This is a genomic window from Leptolinea tardivitalis (genome assembly GCF_001050275.1).
Taxonomy (GTDB): Bacteria; Chloroflexota; Anaerolineae; order Anaerolineales; family Anaerolineaceae; genus Leptolinea; species Leptolinea tardivitalis.
This window is the reverse complement of sequence record NZ_BBYA01000011.1, coordinates 113196-133209: the sequence shown is the minus strand read 5'-3', so window position 1 is coordinate 133209 and position 20014 is coordinate 113196. Positions and strand designations below refer to the sequence as shown.

The 20014-nt window shown below is 48.6% G+C and carries 20 protein-coding genes; 10 read left to right on the top strand and 10 right to left on the bottom strand.

The genetic code is table 11. The features are described 5' to 3' along the window. Nucleotides 1–6 precede the first annotated feature (6 nt). From LTAR_RS13450 to LTAR_RS13430, 5 genes are all read right to left on the bottom strand, one after another. Entirely contained in the window at nucleotides 7–825 is an 819-nt protein-coding gene (locus tag LTAR_RS13450) for an HAD-IIB family hydrolase (RefSeq protein WP_062422785.1), read from the bottom strand. 133 nt (nucleotides 826–958) lie between these two features. Then, entirely contained in the window at nucleotides 959–2515 is a 1557-nt protein-coding gene (locus LTAR_RS16915) for an HD domain-containing phosphohydrolase (RefSeq protein ID WP_081419985.1), read from the bottom strand. Next, on the bottom strand, nucleotides 2505–3674 hold the full coding sequence (gene ercA, locus LTAR_RS13440) for an alcohol dehydrogenase-like regulatory protein ErcA (protein WP_062422784.1): 1170 nt from the start codon (nucleotides 3672–3674) through the stop codon (nucleotides 2505–2507). Before ercA ends, LTAR_RS16915 begins: the two co-directional genes overlap by 11 nt. A gap of 114 nt (nucleotides 3675–3788) precedes the next feature. Next, complete coding sequence (locus LTAR_RS13435) at nucleotides 3789–5432, bottom strand: L-lactate permease (protein ID WP_062422783.1); 1644 nt, start codon at nucleotides 5430–5432, stop codon at nucleotides 3789–3791. Nucleotides 5433–5497: 65 nt separating this feature from the next. Beyond that, nucleotides 5498–5995 (bottom strand): rubrerythrin family protein, encoded by a 498-nt coding sequence (locus tag LTAR_RS13430; protein WP_062422782.1) that lies wholly within the window; start codon nucleotides 5993–5995, stop codon nucleotides 5498–5500. Between the two features lie 218 nt (nucleotides 5996–6213). Between LTAR_RS13430 and LTAR_RS13425 the strand changes: the two genes are divergently transcribed. The 8 genes from LTAR_RS13425 to LTAR_RS13390 are packed head-to-tail and all read left to right on the top strand — an operon-like array spanning nucleotide 6214 to nucleotide 13126. Next, nucleotides 6214–7149, top strand: a complete 936-nt coding sequence (locus LTAR_RS13425; RefSeq protein ID WP_062422781.1) for an NAD-dependent epimerase/dehydratase family protein — start codon at nucleotides 6214–6216, stop codon at nucleotides 7147–7149. An 11-nt stretch (nucleotides 7150–7160) separates the two neighbouring features. After that, nucleotides 7161–7751, top strand: coding sequence for a DNA-3-methyladenine glycosylase (locus tag LTAR_RS13420; RefSeq protein ID WP_201775998.1), 591 nt, complete (start codon nucleotides 7161–7163; stop codon nucleotides 7749–7751). A 19-nt stretch (nucleotides 7752–7770) separates the two neighbouring features. Continuing rightward, complete coding sequence (locus tag LTAR_RS13415; RefSeq protein ID WP_062422779.1) at nucleotides 7771–8469, top strand: acetyltransferase; 699 nt, start codon at nucleotides 7771–7773, stop codon at nucleotides 8467–8469. A 9-nt stretch (nucleotides 8470–8478) separates the two neighbouring features. Further along, a complete protein-coding gene (locus tag LTAR_RS13410) occupies nucleotides 8479–8943 on the top strand; it encodes a bactofilin family protein (RefSeq protein ID WP_062422778.1) in 465 nt (154 codons plus the stop codon). Then, entirely contained in the window at nucleotides 8940–9689 is a 750-nt protein-coding gene (locus tag LTAR_RS13405; protein WP_062422777.1) for a CPBP family intramembrane glutamic endopeptidase, read from the top strand. The genes LTAR_RS13410 and LTAR_RS13405 overlap by 4 nt, the downstream gene beginning before the upstream one ends. Nucleotides 9690–9693: 4 nt before the next feature. After that, nucleotides 9694–10902 carry a DegT/DnrJ/EryC1/StrS family aminotransferase gene (locus tag LTAR_RS13400; protein ID WP_062422776.1) on the top strand — a complete coding sequence of 403 codons (1209 nt, stop codon included), beginning with the start codon at nucleotides 9694–9696 and terminating at the stop codon, nucleotides 10900–10902. Beyond that, nucleotides 10899–11798 carry a PH domain-containing protein gene (locus tag LTAR_RS13395; RefSeq protein WP_062422775.1) on the top strand — a complete coding sequence of 300 codons (900 nt, stop codon included), beginning with the start codon at nucleotides 10899–10901 and terminating at the stop codon, nucleotides 11796–11798. Before LTAR_RS13400 ends, LTAR_RS13395 begins: the two co-directional genes overlap by 4 nt. Next, complete coding sequence (locus LTAR_RS13390) at nucleotides 11795–13126, top strand: YbhB/YbcL family Raf kinase inhibitor-like protein (protein WP_062422774.1); 1332 nt, start codon at nucleotides 11795–11797, stop codon at nucleotides 13124–13126. Before LTAR_RS13395 ends, LTAR_RS13390 begins: the two co-directional genes overlap by 4 nt. A gap of 163 nt (nucleotides 13127–13289) precedes the next feature. Here the strand turns inward: LTAR_RS13390 and LTAR_RS13385 are convergent, their stop codons facing one another. The 4 genes from LTAR_RS13385 to LTAR_RS13370 all read right to left on the bottom strand — a co-directional run bounded on the left by LTAR_RS13385 (nucleotide 13290) and on the right by LTAR_RS13370 (nucleotide 17426). Beyond that, nucleotides 13290–14645, bottom strand: a complete 1356-nt coding sequence (locus LTAR_RS13385) for an ATP-binding protein (protein ID WP_062422773.1) — start codon at nucleotides 14643–14645, stop codon at nucleotides 13290–13292. Further along, the gene (locus LTAR_RS13380; protein WP_062422772.1) at nucleotides 14638–15342 is read right to left on the bottom strand and encodes a DnaD domain-containing protein; all 705 of its coding nucleotides are present in this window, start codon (nucleotides 15340–15342) and stop codon (nucleotides 14638–14640) included. The genes LTAR_RS13385 and LTAR_RS13380 overlap by 8 nt, the downstream gene beginning before the upstream one ends. 15 nt (nucleotides 15343–15357) lie before the next feature. Continuing rightward, nucleotides 15358–16725, bottom strand: a complete 1368-nt coding sequence (dnaB, locus tag LTAR_RS13375) for a replicative DNA helicase (protein WP_081419983.1) — start codon at nucleotides 16723–16725, stop codon at nucleotides 15358–15360. Between the two features lie 92 nt (nucleotides 16726–16817). After that, the gene (locus LTAR_RS13370; RefSeq protein WP_062422771.1) at nucleotides 16818–17426 is read right to left on the bottom strand and encodes a bifunctional nuclease family protein; all 609 of its coding nucleotides are present in this window, start codon (nucleotides 17424–17426) and stop codon (nucleotides 16818–16820) included. A 217-nt stretch (nucleotides 17427–17643) separates the two neighbouring features. Between LTAR_RS13370 and LTAR_RS13365 the strand changes: the two genes are divergently transcribed. Further along, nucleotides 17644–18417, top strand: coding sequence for a response regulator transcription factor (locus tag LTAR_RS13365; protein WP_062422770.1), 774 nt, complete (start codon nucleotides 17644–17646; stop codon nucleotides 18415–18417). A gap of 30 nt (nucleotides 18418–18447) precedes the next feature. Beyond that, nucleotides 18448–19056: a hypothetical protein gene (locus LTAR_RS13360; RefSeq protein ID WP_062422769.1), complete on the top strand. Its 609-nt coding sequence runs from the start codon at nucleotides 18448–18450 to the stop codon at nucleotides 19054–19056. Nucleotides 19057–19119: 63 nt separating this feature from the next. Here LTAR_RS13360 and LTAR_RS13355 read toward each other — a convergent pair whose 3' ends face one another. Beyond that, nucleotides 19120–20007, bottom strand: coding sequence for an NAD(P)-dependent oxidoreductase (locus LTAR_RS13355; protein ID WP_081419981.1), 888 nt, complete (start codon nucleotides 20005–20007; stop codon nucleotides 19120–19122). Nucleotides 20008–20014: the final 7 nt, after the last annotated feature.

The following is a 20014-nucleotide window of genomic DNA, read 5'->3' as shown; positions in this document are numbered from 1 at the left end:
AAAAGATTAAATCTTCTCTCTTTCGATGGTATGAAGGATGGATGATAACAACCCATCCCGATGTGTATCAATCACATGGGTCACCCGTTTCTTTATTTCTTCAGAGCTGGTGGAAGGAGTAAACGAAATATCAAACCGGCGGAACATTTCCAGGTCATTGTCACCATCACCGGCACAAAACACCCGGTGCTTATCCCATCCATTGGCTTCAACCAGATATTCCAATCCAGAACCTTTATTGACTCCCGGTGCATTGAATTCCAGGATCGTCGGTTTGCTCAGAGCCACTTCAAGGTTGAAATCTCTAACCATCTCTCGTATTTCCCGCACTTTCTCTGGATCCTGACCAATACACAAGATTTTGCTGCAGGCTACGGCAGGAGCATCATCATCATAAATTTCAGGATCAAACATATAGCGGCGGGTTTCAGACAGTCCAAATTCAGTTGCATTCAAAAGACGCAGCCGGTCTTCAGAAAACAACAGAAAGGCAACATCCGGTTGAGTCTTGAATAAACGGATCAATTCGTTTTGTGTACTTAATTCAAGGGGGGTGTAACGAAGTAATTTTTCTCCGGGGTTGTAAATGAGAGATCCATTCTGTAAGACCATCGGGAAGGATAATGGACTGCCATTACAAATCTTAAATTCCGAAAAAATCCGACGGATGGCATATAAAGATCGTCCGGTAGTAGGAACAAATATCGCAGGCGGGTCAGCCATGGTGAGTAGTTCAATATCTTTAGGGTGAATGGCATCCTGGTGCGTCATCAGAGTGCCATCCATATCAAAGGCAATCACAGGCAATTGTTTTGAGTTATCCATATAAATCATCCAATAAATTCGGGCAGTGTTCACCCGGAGTATGTAAATTACATCCCAAATGACTGATAAAAATCCAGATCACAATAGTGATCGGCAGGGTCTATTCTAATATGCTATTCCCCCAAAATACCACTTATTTGACATCCGCTATTACCAATTTCAAAAATGCTTCCACAATTTTCGGATCAAAATGTGTACCGGAATGATCTATTATATATTTTCTAGCATTTGATTCCGGCCAGGCTCTGCGATACACACGATCTGATGTCAGTGCCTGCCAGACGTCTACTACGGCAAAAACCCGGGCAGCCAGAGGGATGGCATCTCCTGCCAGCCCCTGGGGATAGCCGCTTCCATCCCATTTTTCATGATGACAGTATGGAATTTCGATAGCAGGTTTTAGATAGTTAATCTTTGAAAGCATCTGATAGGCGTATACGGGGTGCTGTCTCATAATCACCCATTCATCTTCTGATAATGGCCCTGGCTTTAATAAAATTGAATCTGGTACGGCGATCTTTCCAATATCATGCAAGAATGCTCCCCGGCGCACATGGATCAAATCATCTGCCCGAATTCCAGCCGCATGTGCCAGGCGAATGGTCATTTCAACAACCTTCTGGCTGTGATTGGCCGTCTCCTTTTCCCGCAGATCAAGTGCAGCCGCCCAACCTTCAAGCGTCTCATCATACGCCTGATTCAAATCGGCGTACGCCTGTTCCAGATGTTTGAACATCTGGCTTTTTTCCACAGCAACCGTCACCTGGGCAGACACACGGGTCAATAATGTCTTCCAATCATCATTAAACTCCTGCGGAGATCGGAAATAGACTTCCAGAATACCTTTAATTTGCCCGCGGGTTGAGAGTGGCTCGGCTCCATAAGCGCAAAAACCATATTGCTGGATTCGCTGCAGGATCATCGAATATGCTTCATCGTATCCATCATTTCCATTGAGGAGGATTTGCTCTCCATATTCAAGAGTCGGCAAGTGCCGGGTTGTGAGTAAAATTGTGTCACCATCCACTCCAATTTCGTCGGCCGACCAGGCAATACGTTTCATCTTGGTGGGAGAATCAAATATGTATATCGCGGCAGCATTCGCCCTTAATGCCATGCGTACCTCAGATAAGACACCCGTCAGTAGATCTGATAGTGACAAATTGGCCGTGATCAGGTTATCAATATGGTGCAGTGTATCCAATTGAAATAACTGCCGTCGGATTTGTTGCTCTGCGGCTAAACGCTGACTGATCTCCTGCCCTACGATGATCAGAAAACGATTCCCCTCAAAAACTACCGGCGAACAGACAAATTCCATGGGGATTTTCCCGCGAATAAGTGCTGTAAAAACTTCCCGCTCCTGGCGATCATGCCAGGCAGTATCCATCTTTTTCTGAAAACACTGACTGGTTTCTTCATCCAGAATATTCAAAAAACTGGAACCGACAAGTTCTTCCTGAGTCCATCCAAGATGGGTAACAACCGGTGTAGTAACATCATAGATCAGCAGATCAGGGAAATTTAGAAGAAAAATGATATCCGAGCTTTGATCCAGCATAGACCGGAAACGTTCCAATTCTGCAAGGCGGTTTTGAAGTTCAGGGTAATAGCTTTTATGGATCGATTTCTCCCCCAAACCGATGATCCGGTTACGTAAAGATTCTGAATCGGCTTTTTTAACAGGCATCAGCGTAAATCCGCTCAATATCTTGTCTGGAAGCTGGATAAGGATTGGTCACCAGGCAGGGATCTTGAAAAGCTTTCTCAGCCAGCTCTTTGATGGCATCTTGTTCCACACCATTGTCGCTCAATGACCGTTTGATACCGGCGCGAATCCTGTAATCATGAATACCTGAGACAAGTTCCATAAGAGAGCCAGGCAGATTCTGTTCATCCATAGGCAAACCCATCGCCCGGCCAATCGCACAATATCGGTGTGGAGTTGAAGGGAAGTTGAATCGTACAACGTGTTCCAATAACAGGGCATTGCATTCCCCATGTGGAAGGTCGAGCAGTCCGCCCAGGGCGTGGGCCATGGCATGCACTGCCCCCAGACTGGCATTTGAAAAAGCCAATCCGGCTTCCAGGCTTCCTAACATCATCCGGCATCGGGTATCCAGATCGTCGGGCTTATCAATGGCGTCAAGCAGGTTATTCCATACAAGCCGAATTGCTTCAAGCGCATGTAAGTCTGTTACAGGTGACTGGGCGTTGGACACATACGCCTCAATGGCATGGGTTAAAGCATCCAATCCGGTGCAGGCGGTAAGGTATGGATCCATAGTGAGGGTAGTTTCTGGATCGATAAGGGCAGCGTCGGGTACAACTGCCTTACTGATGATCGCAATTTTTACATGCCGCTTAATATCATTAATAATGGCAAACTGTGAAACATCGGCAGAACTTCCCGCCGTTGTTGGAATGCAAATTAATGGTGGGCCTGGTTTATCCACTTCGTCCACCCCTTCAAAATCCAATATATTCCCCCTGTTAGAACTGACGATGGCAATGCCCTTTGCACAATCCATCGGACTGCCGCCGCCTACCGCAATAATTGCCTGACAGTTCTTTGCACGGTACTGTTCAGCCCCTTCCATCACCTCGAAATCTCGCGGATTGGAATGAACCTGCGAAAAAACCTCCGACTGGATACCCTGTTCTTTCAGAGAATCTAGAACAGAATCAAGCCATCCGGCAGCCGCCACGCCATCGTCAGATACAACCAGCGCTTTATTAATTCCAAAGTTAACGGCATACCTTCCAGCCAGCTTTCTAGCCCCTAAACCAAATACAAATTCAGGGGCAACAAACTTCCGTAACTCACCAAGTGCTCCAGAATAATCCATTTTCACCCATCAAGATCGGTGAATCCATTATACAAATCGTAAAGAGCCTTTCCAATAAAAAAGGCGTAAGGCAGAAATTAAATTTGTTTTTTTCGGTCATTAATATCAAATATATCAGCCAGCCGGAAGTAAAACTGCAAGACCGGGGATATACGCCATAGCCATCACAACCAACCCGACAAGAAATGCCAATGCAATGCTATGGAAAAATACATACCGCAGAATATCGCCTTCATGACCATACCATTTGGTGGCCGTGCTGGCGACGACAATACTCTGCGCATCAATCATTTTCCCCATCACACCGCCAGAGCTGTTGGCCGCAGCCATAAGCACCGGATTGACGCCTACCTGACTGGCAGTCAACTTTTGCAGGCTTCCAAACAATACGTTCGATGAGGTATCAGACCCTGTCAGAGCAACACCCAGCCACCCGAGCAGCGTTCCGAAGAACGGGTACATCCATCCCGTCATGGCAAAGGTCAAGCCCAGGGATGCATCCAATCCGGAGTATCGGGTTACATATCCCAGAGCCAGCATGGCCATGATGGTCAGGAGAGAAAAACGTACCTGTTTGAGTGTGGCAGCATAGACATGCACCGTCTCCCGAATAGAATAACCCAGAATGCGGGCAGATATCATGGCAGCAATCAAGATTCCTGTTCCTGTTGCAGAAAGGAAGTTGATATTAAATACGGCCGCTTCTTTGGTGGGTTCGGGAACTACGGGCGGCATACGCATGACCATTTCATGGAGATAAGGAACTGGCACCTTAATGGTGGAAAAGCTGTCAAACCAGCTTTTTATACTCGGCAGTCCCCATAGAAAAATCATCACAGAGAGGACAACCCAGGGAAGCCAGGCTTGAAGTGTCTGCTTTCTTGAATAATGATGCTGGCTTTTTGTTTTTCCGCCTTCAGAATCCGATTCAAACCGGTAGATCGTTTTTGGTTTCCAATACCGTAAAAATACTACGAGTGAAATAATTGAGACCAGTGAACCAACGATTGTCACCAACCAGGGGCCGTGTAGAGTGGCAATCACAATCTGAGAAAGGCCAAAAGAAATACCGGAGACAAGCAAAGCTGGCCAGATCTCAAGCATCCGTTTCCATCCGGCAAATGCCCAGATCAACCAGAAGGGGATGATGATATCAAAGATCAATAATTGCCAGGCAATGACCGAACTGAGAGTGCGTAAGTCAAACCCGGTGACGGCCTGCAATGCCAGAATGGGAGTACCGAGAGCAGCAAAAGGGACAGGCGCCGTATTCGCTATCAGTGAAAGACCGGAAGCCTGCAACGGCCCAAAGCCAAGCCCAATCAACATGGAAGCCGTTATAGCCACCGGTGTTCCAAAACCGGCTGCACCCTCGAAAAATGCACCAAAACAAAATGATACCAACAGCAATTGCAACCGTCTATCCTGGGTAATGGCTGTTAAATTTTCTTGCAGAATGGCAAAGGCTCCCTTACGGTTAGCCAACTGATACAGGAAAATAACATTGACGATGATCCACCCAATCGGCAGCAATCCGTATGCCGCTCCATATATTGCCGCAGCGGCTGCCTGCGGAGCAGGCATCTGAAACACAAACAGTGCAACAATCAGAGCCGACGCTAACCCGAGTAAAGCGGCATAATGGGCTTTAATATGAAATAATGCCAGGCATCCGAGTAAAATGACCACCGGGGCAAGGGCGGCCAGTGTTGTTAATGCCATGTTGTGAAGAGGATCATATGTTTGCTGCCAGGGCATGTTGTTTTATCCTTATATAAAAAAGTCCGGTATAAACCGGACTAATTTTACCCTATATTGATATATTAGACAACTTTGATAAACTTTGTTCCAGACGCCCCGCAGATCGGGCATTTTTCCGGGGCATATTTCGGGGCTGTAAACCCGCAAACGGGGCAGACGAAATAATCGTACACTTCTTCTTTTTTATTGATGTTATCAATGGCTTCCTTGTATAAAGAAGCATGGATTTTCTCAACTTCCAGGGCATAATTGAAGCTTCTCAGGGCATTTTTGTTGCCTTCTGCTTCAGCTTCTTTTACCATGGGTGGATACATAGATTCATATTCGTATGTTTCGCCACCGACAGCTTCTTTTAAGTTATCCAGCGTTGATCCCACACCGTTCATGGCACGAAGGTGATTGTGAGCATGTACAGTCTCAGCTTCGGCAGCCGCCCGGAAGAGTTTAGCCGCCTGAGGGAATCCTTCTTCATCTGCTTTCTTGGCAAAAGCCAGATATTTACGGTTGGCTTGAGATTCACCTGCAAAGGCTGCTTTTAAATCGTCGATCGTTTTTGACATGGTTTCCTCCCGAAAGATATGAAGTGATTATAGATTACATCAGGCAAAGACTGACGTCAACAATCATAATCCACAATGGATTTTCAGGCAATGTTCATGTATCAAACCTTTATTGGCATATTAATGGATTTTTGAGCTTTATTGAGATTATCAGCCCCTACTTGACTCCATGCTATAATCCATTTACAACTCCCATCGAACTACTTGGAAAAACCAGCATGCGATTTCTCATCACCGGCGCAGCCGGCTTTCTAGGTTCATCACTGGCAAACACTCTGGCACGCGAAGGTCATTCAGTTCGGGGTGTCGATGATTGTTCCACCGGGGATCCGATGGTTCTTCTGCCGGAGGTCCATTTCACCCGGGGTGATGTTAATGACAGGCCTAAACTCTGGACGCTGCTTCAGGATGTGGATTGTGTGTATCACATGGCAGCCCGCGTGCTGGTACCCGAATCCATCTTGTACCCTCGGGAATACAACCAGGTAAATGTTGGCGGCACAGTCACATTGATGGAAGCCATGCGCGATGTTGGCGTCCGCCGGGTGGTATTTGCTTCTTCCGGCGCCGTTTACGGCGATCAGGAATCACAACCGATTTCTGAAAATACAATACCCAATCCGCGGTCCCCCTATGCCGTATCCAAATTGGCCGCAGAGTATTACATCAAGACTATCGGGGCATTATGGGGAATTGAAACGGTATGTCTGCGCATATTTAATGCCTATGGGCCAGGCCAGCATTTCCCCCCTGTACATGCCCCTGTTATCCCTTATTTCATTCGGCAGGCATCACAAAACGGCACTCTGGTTATTCATGGTGACGGCAACCAGACTCGCGATTACGTTTATGTAGATGATGTGATCAATGTCATGGTGGCTGCGGCAACGACAGATGGAATAGATCAGAAAACCATTAATGTGGGTTCAGGCAGAGAAACCAGTGTAAAAGAACTGGCACAATCCATCATTGAAATAACCGGCGGCCGGCCCGAAATCGTATATAACCCACATAATGAAGTCAGCACATTAAGAATGTGTGCCGATATTTCTTCTGCCAGGGATCTTTTGAAATACGAACCCAAAGTGACAATTGATGCTGGGCTTCGTCTTACATATGAAAACGATCCACGTTTGATGCAAAAAAACACCTGATGCAGAAAACTGTGACAACAGGTCAAATTCTTCCAGCAGCTTTTTACGATCGGTCTGTAGTTGATGTAGCCCATGATTTGCTGGGAAAACGCCTCGTCAGGGTGATTAATGGGCAGAGAATCAGCGGGATAATCAACGAGACTGAGGCTTATGACGGCGAGCAGGATCAGGCCTGCCATGCAAAATCAGGAAAAACCGCCCGAAATTACGTCATGTATGGCAGACCGGGACGAGCCTATGTATACTTTACATATGGCATGCACTGGATGCTAAATTGTGTTTGCGGACCCGAAGGTTACCCCGCTGCCGTGTTGATCAGAAGTCTGATTCCGGATGAAGGTCTGGACTTCATTGCCTGTAAACGGCAAGGCATTTCCCAACGTGACTGGTGCAGCGGGCCGGCGCGGTTGACTCGGGCATTGGCCATTGGACGGGAATGCAATGAAGTGGACCTTACCGGTACATCCGGCGGACTATTCATTGAAGAAAGCAACTCCATCACAGAAGACCGTATTCACCGCACTCCACGAATTGGAATACAATATGCCGGCGAGCCGTGGGTCAATATGCCCTGGCGCTTTGTTCTCCAGGAAAGTACCTAAGAACAGAGAGTGAATCCCCATGAGTAATACAAACATCAATTGGAAATCTCTTATCCCCCCGTGGATCGACGAGACCACTGTTTTGTTATTTGGCGGCGGCGGCCACGGCAAAACCCTGATAGACCTGACCAGAGAACTGGACGCCTATCAAATTGGCGGCATTGTGGATGACAATCTGGAACCGGGAAGTCATGTCATGGATCTCCCGGTTTTTGGCGGAAGTGACATTCTGGAAGATCTATATAATGTCGGATTCCGCCAGGCAGCCAACAGTGTAGGGGGAATTGGAAACGTACAGGCCCGGGTTTTGGTCTTTGAAAAGTTAAAAAAAGTCGGCTTTTCCTTCCCCATACTTGTGCATCCGACAGCATGGATCGAACCATCGGCAATTCTTGAACCTGCGGTACAGATTCTCCCCCTGACTTATGTAGGTACTGACTCACGGATAGGGTTCGGCAGTCTGCTTAATTCGCACGTCGTAGTTTCACATGATTGTTACATTGGCGAATATGTTAATCTTTCTCCTGGTGCAACTCTCGCAGGTGGTGTTAAAATCGATGACCGTGCCCAGATCGGAATGGGTGTTACCATCAATTTAAATCTGACCATCGGCGCGGAAGCCCGGATCGGCAACGGTGCAACGATCAAGGCGGATGTCCCGCCCGGTGGACGTGTCTACGCCGGTCAGATCTGGCCTGAACGATCAACCAGCAGCTAAAGGATACGCATGTTTCGCAAACAACCTTCCACTCCAGGTCCCACACCATCTGCCCCCGTAGAACGGGTTACCACCGTTCTAGGCCCCGGTATACGATGGAATGGCAGCATGCGTGGAACAGGCGGTGTGCGGATTGAAGGTCCGATGGAAGGCGAAATCAGCATTCACGGGCTGGTTGTAGTTGGTGAAACCGGACGGGTCACCTGTGAAAATCTCAGAGCCAACACCGTCATCGTAGCCGGAGCGGTACGGGGAAATATCACCGCTGAAAAGATCGAAATTCGCGCCACTGGCCGGGTTTGGGGAGATGTGGTCACAGTGTCATTTTCCACAGAAGAAGGCGCATTCCTTCGCGGTCAGGTTCGCATGGAAGAACGAGTGGAGTTGAATCTGGAGCCTGAAGGTGAAACCCAACCGACCGAACCACCTCCCCCGGCGCCTGAAAAGAAAGCCCCCATCAAAGGATCATCATGACTACCGATACACTCTTGCTCATTGCCGCCGAATGGATCGGCATAGTTGCCCTGGGAATGCTGGCCGGATTAAGCCCACAACTGCAAAAAGTCAAACCACTTCAATTTCTTTTCCCTCGGCGTGAAGCCTCAATAACATTCTCACTCAATGCTGTGATCTTTTTCTTCAGCATTATTGTGTACAAATACTTTTTCACTATCCCAACTGTTTTTTTGGGGTTTAATATTGAAGCCGGATGGCAGCGAATCATCATTGATCTGATTGCGCTTTTGGTCATCGGCGCTGCCCTGGTATACCGAAAACAACCTTTCCGCAGTGCTCTCTGGGGGAAAGATGCCCTGCGGCCAAATGTAAATTTCAGCCTGCTGATCGCAGCGATGATTATTTTTATTCGGGCTAAAATTTCAGCCATTACCAATGGAGTTGAATCCATCGAAGGACTGGCATTGCTGCAGTTTCTGATGATTTCTCTGTGTGAAACCACCTTCTTTTTCGGGTATTCACAACCGCGATTATCATCACGGTTTGGACCAACAACCGGATGGTTGATCTCAGCAGCGTTTTTCACACTCTGGCAGGTTATCCCGCTGTCATTACACGGTGCCTTTGGACAAGATGCCATATATCAGGTTTTGCTGGCAACCGGTTACGGCCTGATCACAGGCTGGATCAGCCGGAAAAGCAAACACAATCTCACACCGGCTATTTATCTCGCCCTGAGTCAGTGGCTCTTCCTGATAAAATAGACACATGACAAAAAATAATCCTCCTGTAGTCCCCATGTCTTCTCCGGATATTATTGAAGAAGACCGTAACGCTGTACGTTCTGTCATCAATACCACATATCTCAGCATGGGGCCCTGGATAGACCGATTTGAAGAAGCCTTCCGCCAATTGACGGGCTGCCGGTATGCCATAGGTGTTAACAGTGGTACAGCCGGGCTTCATCTGGCCATTCGAGCTCTGGGCATTCAAAGAGGCGATATTGTTATCACTACGCCATTTTCTTTTGTTGCCTCAACAAATGCCATCCTATTTGAAAATGCCCTGCCTGTCTTTGTGGATGTTGATCCGGTTACTGGCAACATGGATACCACTCAACTGGCCCAGGCTGTTGAAGATCTGTCAGCCGGCGGCGCCGATGCCCGCCGGTGGCTGCCGCGCAAACTTCCCCGGTATTTTGATGATGCGGGCAGTGAGATTTTCCCTCGCTTGAAAGCTCTGCTTCCCATTGATGTTTTCGGTCAACCGGCCGATATGGATGCCATCCGTCAGATAGCCGATCATCGCAATCTTCCCATCATTGAGGATTCCTGTGAAGCCCTTGGGGCTATGTATAAGAACACTCCCAGCGGCAAGACGGGCGATATCGGCATTTTTGCTTTTTATCCCAATAAGCAAATTACCACAGGTGAAGGGGGCATGATCATCACAGATAATGAACAGTATGCAAAGACCATGCTGGCTTTACGCAATCAAGGTCGGGCTCCGGGTGACAACTGGCTTCAGCATACGCTTCTGGGATATAACTATCGCATGGATGAGATGAGTGCCGCCATGGGCACGTCCCAGATAAAACGGCTCGATTATCTCCTTACAGAGCGGCAAAAAGTGGCAGACATGTATGCCCATCATCTGGCATCCATTCCATCCATCGAACCCCTGACCATCGTGCCTACTACCACCCGTATGAGCTGGTTTGTCTATGTGGTACGCATCCCCCGCGGTGCCAACCGAAAAGTCATAGCCGATCGTTTGGCTGAAAAAGGCATCCCTGTACGACCCTATTTCCTGCCAATCCATTTACAGCCGTATATGGCTGAACGCTTCGGGTATAAAGCGGGTGACTATCCAGTAACCGAAGACCTTGGCGAACGCGGCCTGGCCCTGCCATTTTCTGGTGTGATGAAAGAAGAGCAGGTTGAATTTGTTTGCCGCGCCCTGCGCGAACTGGTATGACGGAAGAGAACACCTTCCGCCCGCCCCGGCGGCGGGGACTGATTTTTCAAATTGGCGCTGCCCTGGCATTTTTCAGCGCGGGCGGTTTGACATTCTGGCTGGCCATGGATCAGGAGATCGGCCTGTACTTCATCGGGTTGCTTTTTATCTCGATGGTTTTTCTCGCCCCGGTTCCTCTGATCGTATATCGCGCCATTGCACTCGGCCGTGCAACGTATGAATTGGAACGCGAAGGTCTGCGGCTGCGTTGGGGATTGCGAGCGGAAGATATCCCATTAAATACCATTGAATGGGTACGTCCCGCTTCTGAGCTTGGATTTCATCTGAACCAACCGAGATTCAGTTGGCCAGGCGCACTTCTGGGCTTCTCCTCTGTGGCTGAATTGGGGTTGGTGGAATTCATTGCCGCTGAACCGGATACTCTTTTGTTGATTGCCACTCCTACGCGAATTTTCGCCATTTCCCCTGCCCAACCAAAAGTTTTTATGAAGGCCTTCCAGAGAACCTCAGAAATGGGCAGCTTATCACCGATGCCGGCTTTCAGCTCTCAACCGGCTGCTTTTATGCGAAATGTCTGGCGCGACCGAATTGCCAGACTACCCATTCTCGTCAGTTTGATCGCCACAATTCTTCTGCTGGCAGGAACGGTGATCATCATCCCATCACGAAATCAGATTTCAATTGGCTTTACTCCGACAGGTAGTCCATTACCTCCAGTCTCACCGGAAAGGCTGCTCTTGTTGCCTATTCTGGCAGCTATAAGCGTTGCCATCTCGCTATCGGTCGGATTGTTTTACTATCGCCATCTGGAACAACGTATGGCGGCCTATCTCATCCTGGCGGGAGCCGGTACAACGCCCGTGCTTCTGCTTATTTCACTTCTCTTTCTTCGATGATGCCTATCTATATTCAACTTCCATTGGGTTTGATTCTTGCCGGTTTGATTGCCGCCGCCGCCTATTTTGCCAGAGCCTTAAATCGCTCGGGAGCGCTGGCCGCATTCATCCTGGGTACCGTCATTTTTGGAATCGGCGGTCTCAATTGGGCTGTCTTACTGCTGGCCTTCTTCCTGTCTTCCAGCTTTTTATCCATCTTATTCAAACATCAAAAGAAAGCTATTGCGGCCAATTTTTCAAAAGGTTCGCAGCGCGATGCCGGACAGGTAGCCGCTAACGGCGCCATTGCCGGCCTATGTGCCCTGCTCTTCCCATTGCTCGGACAACCGGTCTGGTTATGGGCTGCTTGCGCCGGGGCGCTGGCGGCTGCCAATGCCGATACCTGGGGTACTGAAATTGGGATTCTGTCAAAATCCAAACCCCGTCTGATCACAACGGGGAAACCGGTAGACACAGGGACGTCCGGCGGAATTACATGGACTGGCATACTGGCTGCTTTCTCCGGGTCACTGTTGATCGGCTTGCTGGCAGTTTTAGTTAAGCCAGCTGCCATAACCAACAGTCTCGAGAATAATATTTTGCTTCCTATCATTGTGACGTTGGCCGGTCTGGCTGGCAGTCTGATTGATTCATGGATCGGCGCCACCAACCAGGCAATGTATTATTGTGATATCTGCCAGAAAGCGACAGAAAAACATCCCCTGCATGGATGCGGTAATCCGACACGGTTATTACGCGGCGCTGCCTGGTTGAACAATGACTGGGTGAATACATTTTGTACATTTTGCGGCGGCCTTCTCGCCGCTTTGATTGCCTATTCGTTGATTTCTTCTTCCCTTCCTTTGGTCTCAGATGGAGGTGTTGATATGATGAAATTGACAGTAACGAGTCCTGCTTTTGCCTACAATCAACCCATACCGCAAAAATTCACTTGCGACGGCGAAAACAAATCACCGGCGTTAACGTGGAGTGATATACCTGCATCTACTCGCAGCCTGGCGTTAATTGTCGATGATCCGGATGCTCCCATGGGGACATATACACACTGGGTGGTGTATAACTTGCCGCCGTCACTGGTCAACCTTCCAGAGGGTATTCCGGTTGGCAAAATGGTCAATGGCGGCAGCCAGGGAATAAATTCTTCGCGGACGAATGGATATTTCGGGCCCTGCCCCCCGGCTGGGAAACCGCATCGTTATTTTTTCAAACTGTATGCTACCGATATTGAACCCACTTTGCCGGATGGATTGACGTCAGAGAGACTGGCAGCCGCATTATCAGGGCACATTCTGGCTTCCGGTGAATGGATGGGAACATACAGCCGGTAATCAAGTCATTCGCAGGTTGTGTATGTAATTTGATTTCATTTATGCCAATCGGCAGAGACAAGTATCTGACGATAATCTGGCATACCGATTTGCCACTGGGTTTTAATGTTTGTTCCGCTGAAATTCTCGAAAATCCACCAGTGGAACATCACTTCTGGCAGTTTCAGGAATTCTGATCCAGCGCTTTGTTCCGCCGCATACGGTTGATGACATTCGGTACAGCCGATTTTAAGAATGGCGGAGCGGTAATCGCCTGAATCGTACACAGCCGTTTATCCAGCATACGGGTGCGCAGGCGGGCGTCAATTTCATCTAACCGGTCTGACGTGGTGATCACCGTTGGCAGATTGGCGGCATACCGGTAGTTAAATAACTGGTAAAGTTTTTCCTTTACCCAGGCAGAAGGCACCTGAGTGCCCAGATCATCCAGAATCAGTAAAGGTGACGTCTTGACTTCTTCAAATTCTCGGTCATACGTAACATTGCTGGTTGGACTGAAAGTTGCCCGCAAATGATCCAGTAAATCAGGAACCACCCAGTAATCCACCGGGAAACCCTGTGAAGCCCGGTAATTTCCAATAGCCGCTGCCAGGTGGGTCTTGCCTGAACCATACGGACCCATAAAAACGAGCCAGCCGGTGGGTTGCTCGGCAAAAGACTGAGCTTTTTGAAATGCCGCGGCCAGGCTTTTCAGCTCTTCAGGATTGAGCTTTTCAAGTTCACGCAGGCTGAAATTGCCAAACGTACAGGCATGCAAAAGGCTCAAAACCGAACGATGGGGTTGAATACCCTGTTGTACCGGCTGACGGTAATCGGGGGCATTAATCTTCAATACTGTGACCAGTTCAGGATCTTGCAGCCGTGAACGGATGCGTCCGTCCAGTTCTTCCAGGTCCATATCGGTGGTTACAACGGTGGGAAGGCGTTTCACGTAACGATGGTCAAAAAGTTGAAAGAGTTTCTCCAATGCCCACGAGGTGGCATTTTGCGTCCACAGGTTATCCAGAACCAGGAGAGGCACATTGCGGATTTCTTCGAACCGGGCGGCATAGGGATCATCATCCGAACCATATGATGCCCGCAGCGTATCCAGTAGATCAGGAACCGTCAGGAAGAGTGTGGGGATGCCCAGTCCGGCGGCTTTGTTGGCTATGGCAGCCGCCAGATGTGTCTTTCCGCAGCCGTATCCACCGCAAAATAACAGCCAGCCTTTCAGGTCATTGGCAAATTGTTCCGCATGGCTGCGGGCAATGGATAGTGATTTCTCCTGTTCATCACCCAATCCCATCCGTCCTTTGGTGCTGAAGTTATCAAAAGTTTTTCCGGCATAATCGGCCAGCCGGTTCAGATTGGCCGGGTTGGCGGCATTCTTCCCATTGCGGTGATTCGCCTGGCAAACGCAGGGGATTAATTTTCCAAAATCTGGATGACCAATTGGAAGGTCTTGACGCACAAAACCGACCCCACCGCAGATCGGACAGATATCCCGTGGTAAGTCTCCATCATTGGCTTTATTCATGGTTGATGAATTCCGCGTACTCGCCTTCAATATATTTTCGTCGATCTTTTTCAGAGTCTCGTGAATTCTGTCCATTCGAGCCTTTCTGCTGCCAGTTGCGGAGTATGGAATCGATATACTTCCAATTTCTGGCATTTTTCTTCACGGCTTCTTCAAAAGCGTACTGGATGATTGATTGCGGATATGTCTTTTCGGCTTCCTGCAAAATGTCAGCCAGCATGGGGGTCAACGGGCCGATATTGTCTTCATACAGCCGGAAAATACCCGGCCATACCGGAGGCAGGGGTTGGGATAAACCATGAGAATCATCTGGCACCCATTTACCCGATTTTAAGGCAGCCAGGGCATCCCGTCCACGGGCGGAATTCAGGAAGAGAATGGCAGAATCTCCTGCATTGGGACCTTCTGCCTGTAAAACAAAACCGATATCTACAGCTTTCTTAATGCTAGCCATAATGATAGATTGCCCGCTGGCTTCTTCCAGATGAAGAATGTTAAGAAGCTGATCGTCTGACATAAGATCGTTCACCCGGATATATCGAACCGCCCTTTCCTGTGCATCCAACAGGCGGATAATATGCAACATCAACTTGACGGTATTCACATCGTCAACCTGTGGGAGCACTTCTGTGAAAAAGGCGGCAGGGATGGGAACCAGATGGGTTTTGCCGGAAGGAAAGCCCTGAAAGGATGTCATCGATTTCACCCTTGATTACCTGTGTGGTATGGTGGCCGCATTGTCAAACCGGGCCAGATTGTTCAAGAAAACCAGTTCAATACCCGAATGAACCGGGCCATTTCGGTGTTTGGCCACAATGATTTCAGCCAGGTTGGCACGTGGATTATCTTTATCGAGCAGATCCGGACGATGGATGAACATTACCACATCGGCATCCTGCTCCAGGCTGCCCGATTCGCGCAGGTCAGAGAGGATCGGTTTTTTATCTGCGCGCATTTCCACCGCGCGAGATAACTGCGCAGCAGCCAATACAGGAACATTCAACTCACGGGCCAGGATCTTCAAATTGCGGGAGATGTAAGACACTTCCTGTACGCGGTTATCATTTCGCGTATCAGATGACATGAGCTGCAGGTAATCCACAATCACCAGATCAAGGTGATATTCCATATGCAATCGGCGGCATTTGGTGCGCATCTGCATGGGGGTGATGGCAGGGGTGTCATCCAGGAAAATTTGTGTTTCACCCAGAGTCTCAATTGCCTGGGTGAACAGCGGCCATTCGTCATCACGCAACTTGCCCGTACGAAGCCGCTGGGTATCGATCCCGGTCTCCTGCGCAACCAGGCGCTGTACCAACTGTTCATTGGACATTTCCAGCGAGAACATGGCTACGTGTTTCTTGTACATCTGGGCAGCATTTTTAGCTATTGAAAGCAGGAAACCTGTTTTTCCCATAGAGGGACGACCGGCAATGATCAACAGATCAGATTTTTGCAGACCTCCCAGTAAATTATCAAGATCAAGCAGACCCGTGGGAACGCCGTAAATCTCTTCACTGCGGCCGGAAAGTTTGTCCACCCGGTCATAATATTCACTGGCTACTTCTTTGATCGGCTGGACATCCTTATGGGTACGGCGTTCACTGATGGCAAAAATGGACTTTTCGGCCGTATCAATAACTGTATCCAGTGTGGTTTTTTGATCATATGCCAATCGGGCCAGATCATTGGCAGATGCCAGCATGCGGCGGCGCATGGCCGTCTCCTCCACCATGTGACCGTATGTTTCAGCATGCAATGAAGTCGGGGTCTGGTTGATCAACTGCATGAGGTAGGCGGGACCACCGGCATCAGCCAGTTGGTTATTTGCTTCCAGGTCTTCCACAACCGTCAGGAAATCGATCGGGGTGCGTTTTTCATGTAAACGCGAGAATGCCCCCCAGATCCAACCATTACGCACAATATAGAAATCTTCCGGTTTCAGGAATTGCCCGAGTTCAAAAAACGAATCAGGATTGATCAACACGGCACCAATCACAGCTTCTTCTGCCTGCCGGTTGTGCGGTTGTACCTGGATATCGGCTATTGGTTCTTCTTCGGTAAGTTGGAAATCGTCCATAGGTTAAATGTTAACGGGTAGTGAAAAAATCTGCCTACCCGTTATTGTATCCGATTCTTTTGTGGAGTATTCAGCGAAACATGAAAGTCTTATTAAGGGGATGGTTCATCCGGTTCAGAAGACGGCGGTTCGCTGCTATCGTCGTCAGGTGGTTTACTGAGGCTGTCAAGATCGATGTTCTGAAGAAAGTCTTCGTATACTTCCAGACGGTCGCTGCCTTCCTCTTCTTCTGCTTTCGCCCATTCAGGTTTTCGGGGAGCCGGTGCAGAAGGTTCATGTGGTTGCATATCCTGCTCTGGGAGAATTCCGGCTGTCTCCATGACCTCACGTGCTGCCAGAATGGGTACATGGGCACGCACAGCCATGGCTAACGCATCTGATGGGCGCGAATCGATTTCTAAAATCTTGCCGTCTACATCCACCACAAGATTACCGTAGAAAACATCATCCTTGAGGCTCACCACTTCAACCCGTACAAGCCGGGCATTTAGAGAGGTAAGCAGGTTTTTCATCAGATCATGGGTTTGTGGTCGGGCAACTTCAATATCCTGTAATGCAATTGTAATGGCTTCTGCTTCATACGGGCCAATCCATATCGGCAGGTACCTTTCAGCATCCACTTCCCGGAGAATAACAATCCGCTGCTGATTTGTCAGCGAAACACGCACACTGTCTATGACGACTTCAACCATTCGGGGCATTCGAACCTCCCTGATAGGATCTCTCCCATCATTCATTCGATTCTAACATGCGCCAACATTGACTGCAACCGGTTCTCTGATGTTAGTGTATAATACTTAAGTCTTAACAAAATACTTTTAAGGTTTCCACAATGGGGGGGGTGAAGCCTATATCACAACCCATGTCCTTTGAAATTCAAAGGCTATTTTTTTCAGTACCAGGGAAATTGCCCGGATAATGGACGAGTTTTCACAAAAATTCGCAACATTAAAAACAATTCCACCCGGTCCGGCCGCGCCTAAGGCTACCATTTTACTGGTAGAAAATAAGCCGGCGGTACGGTCAGTTTATTATGAAGGCCTTTCACGTAAGGGCTTTAAGATATTGACGGCTTTAAACGGTACTGATGCGGTAAAGCAACTGGATGGTTTGCATTGTGATCTGATTCTGATCAATGCAGCTTCCCTATACTCAAATGGCAAAGGGATTGTCCGTAATCTTAAGAAGAAAGCCCCGGCAATTCCCGTTTTATTAATCCTTCAGGAAAATCAGGATCCCGAAGAAACACAGGCTGACGTTGTACTCTCACTGCCTTTCACATTGCAAAAACTGCTTAACCGCATGAAACCGCTTTTACCGGCAATGAAGAAAGATGTGCTTAAAGTGGGAACCTTGCAACTGGATATCAAAGAACGGATTGTACGATATCAAGGCCGGCAGGTGCGCCTTACACCCAGGTTGATGATGCTTCTGCAAACCTTGATGGAAAAGCCCGGCGAAGTGATTGAACGAACTGAACTTTTCCGCAAAGTCTGGGAGACTGAATACGTTGAAGATACACGCTCGCTGGATGTGCATATTTCATGGCTGCGTGAAGCGCTCGAACTTGATCCCCGACATCCCCGGCTGATCAAGACAATCAGAGGTGTTGGATACCGTCTTGATCTCGGGGAACCGCCAACCCGCCCTCTGGGTAAACGCAAGCTGACGCTTCTGGAAAAAACACAATAACCATCACCATAGAATCGCAGGGAAATCAACATGATTACACTGGATGAAGTGGCCTCCATTGATAAAGACACCATCCCCTCTCGGGCTTTATCGCTTCAACAGGAAGATATACCATTCTTGGTCGGGCTGTTGAAAGAGAAGGATGACAACCTTCGATACCATGCTCTGTTGCTCTTGCAAAACCGATCTCGGTCGCATAATGATGTCTACCCTTTCTGGGATACTCTGACTGACATGTTTTCCAGTTCCAATTCATATCACCGCAGTATCGGATTGATGTTGATCGCTGATAATGTTCAATGGGATCAAGCCGGGAAATTTGATTCACTGGTAGATGCCTACCTGGATTTTGTGAATGATGAAAAACCCATCACAGTCCGGCAGTGTGTGCAAAGTCTGGTTAAAATAATCCCCCACAAACAGCATCTGATCGCCAAAATACAGGACAAATTGCTCAATATTGACTTATCTGCCCGCAAGGAAACCCAGCAGAAGATCCTGTTAATGGATATTCTTTCGGTGTTTGCCGTTGCCCGGAGATACCAAAAAGATGACCGGGTGGAGAAGTATATTGTCTCTGCCATGACCGGTGGTGTACTGGATAAAAAGGCCCGGGCAGAGATCGAAAAATTGCTTTAATAAAAAGAAATTCGGCCAATTTGAAGCCGAATTTCTTTTTATCAAACCAACGCAATCCATTACTCAAATTTTTAATTTTTCACCAGCCAGCATTTCAATGATGGAGATTACACTGGAATTATCCTGATCTCCCAGTCCATTATCCACCATCGCCTGAAAGAGCTGGTTGGCAATGGCAGTGCCGGGCAGGGGGATTCCATACGTTCGGGCAGTGTCCATCACAATCCCCAGGTCTTTGGATTGCATGCGGGATTTAAAGCCCGGATTGCGGTTGCCTTCAAAAAGACGCTGCGGTTTGACATCCAGAGTCCAGCACTGCGCCGCCCCGGCTTTGATGGCCTCAATAACCTTGCGCGGATCAGCACCGCATTTCTGAGTAAAGATCATCAATTCACCCATGGCCACCATCTGAGCTGCCACCATGATCTGGTTGGCGGCTTTGGCGATCTGTCCCGCGCCCGGCTCTCCGATATGAGTGATGGTTTTGCCAACCGCCTGTAACACCGGCATTACAGTCTCCAATGCCTCCGCTGAACCGCCAACCATGATGGTCAAAGTGCCATTGCGTGCCCCGATATCCCCGCCGCTTACAGGAGCGTCCAGACTGGCTACACCAGCTTCTGCCAGACGAGAAGCAATTTCTCTGGCAGCATCCGGCTTGATCGTGGAATTATCTATAAAGATCAAACCTTTGTGGGCACCTTCAATAACGCCATCTTTCCCCAAAGCCACTTTTAATACATCCGGTGAGTCGGGCAGATTGGTAAAAACAACATCCACACGGCGGGCAACATCAGCCGGAGATACGGCCGGTTCTGCCCCTTCTGATACCAGTTCATCCACAGCACCCCGGCTGCGGTTATGCACCACCAGAGGGAAACCTGCCTTTAAAATGTTCCGAGCCATTGATTTTCCCATAAGCCCGAGGCCTATATACCCTACTTTTAACATCGTATCC

What these genes read in the sequence shown, in the direction of transcription:
- LTAR_RS13450 (WP_062422785.1), bottom strand. Translation starts at nt 825, where the DNA reads ATGGATAACTCAAAACAATTGCCTGTGATTGCCTTTGATATGGATGGC.
- LTAR_RS16915 (WP_081419985.1), bottom strand. Translation starts at nt 2,515, where the DNA reads ATGCCTGTTAAAAAAGCCGATTCAGAATCTTTACGTAACCGGATCATC.
- ercA (WP_062422784.1), bottom strand. Translation starts at nt 3,674, where the DNA reads ATGGATTATTCTGGAGCACTTGGTGAGTTACGGAAGTTTGTTGCCCCT.
- LTAR_RS13435 (WP_062422783.1), bottom strand. Translation starts at nt 5,432, where the DNA reads ATGCCCTGGCAGCAAACATATGATCCTCTTCACAACATGGCATTAACA.
- LTAR_RS13430 (WP_062422782.1), bottom strand. Translation starts at nt 5,995, where the DNA reads ATGTCAAAAACGATCGACGATTTAAAAGCAGCCTTTGCAGGTGAATCT.
- LTAR_RS13425 (WP_062422781.1), top strand. Translation starts at nt 6,214, where the DNA reads ATGCGATTTCTCATCACCGGCGCAGCCGGCTTTCTAGGTTCATCACTG.
- LTAR_RS13415 (WP_062422779.1), top strand. Translation starts at nt 7,771, where the DNA reads ATGAGTAATACAAACATCAATTGGAAATCTCTTATCCCCCCGTGGATC.
- LTAR_RS13410 (WP_062422778.1), top strand. Translation starts at nt 8,479, where the DNA reads ATGTTTCGCAAACAACCTTCCACTCCAGGTCCCACACCATCTGCCCCC.
- LTAR_RS13405 (WP_062422777.1), top strand. Translation starts at nt 8,940, where the DNA reads ATGACTACCGATACACTCTTGCTCATTGCCGCCGAATGGATCGGCATA.
- LTAR_RS13400 (WP_062422776.1), top strand. Translation starts at nt 9,694, where the DNA reads ATGACAAAAAATAATCCTCCTGTAGTCCCCATGTCTTCTCCGGATATT.
- LTAR_RS13395 (WP_062422775.1), top strand. Translation starts at nt 10,899, where the DNA reads ATGACGGAAGAGAACACCTTCCGCCCGCCCCGGCGGCGGGGACTGATT.
- LTAR_RS13390 (WP_062422774.1), top strand. Translation starts at nt 11,795, where the DNA reads ATGATGCCTATCTATATTCAACTTCCATTGGGTTTGATTCTTGCCGGT.
- LTAR_RS13385 (WP_062422773.1), bottom strand. Translation starts at nt 14,645, where the DNA reads ATGAATAAAGCCAATGATGGAGACTTACCACGGGATATCTGTCCGATC.
- LTAR_RS13380 (WP_062422772.1), bottom strand. Translation starts at nt 15,342, where the DNA reads ATGACATCCTTTCAGGGCTTTCCTTCCGGCAAAACCCATCTGGTTCCC.
- dnaB (WP_081419983.1), bottom strand. Translation starts at nt 16,725, where the DNA reads ATGGACGATTTCCAACTTACCGAAGAAGAACCAATAGCCGATATCCAG.
- LTAR_RS13370 (WP_062422771.1), bottom strand. Translation starts at nt 17,426, where the DNA reads ATGCCCCGAATGGTTGAAGTCGTCATAGACAGTGTGCGTGTTTCGCTG.
- LTAR_RS13365 (WP_062422770.1), top strand. Translation starts at nt 17,644, where the DNA reads ATGGACGAGTTTTCACAAAAATTCGCAACATTAAAAACAATTCCACCC.
- LTAR_RS13360 (WP_062422769.1), top strand. Translation starts at nt 18,448, where the DNA reads ATGATTACACTGGATGAAGTGGCCTCCATTGATAAAGACACCATCCCC.
- LTAR_RS13355 (WP_081419981.1), bottom strand. Translation starts at nt 20,007, where the DNA reads ATGTTAAAAGTAGGGTATATAGGCCTCGGGCTTATGGGAAAATCAATG.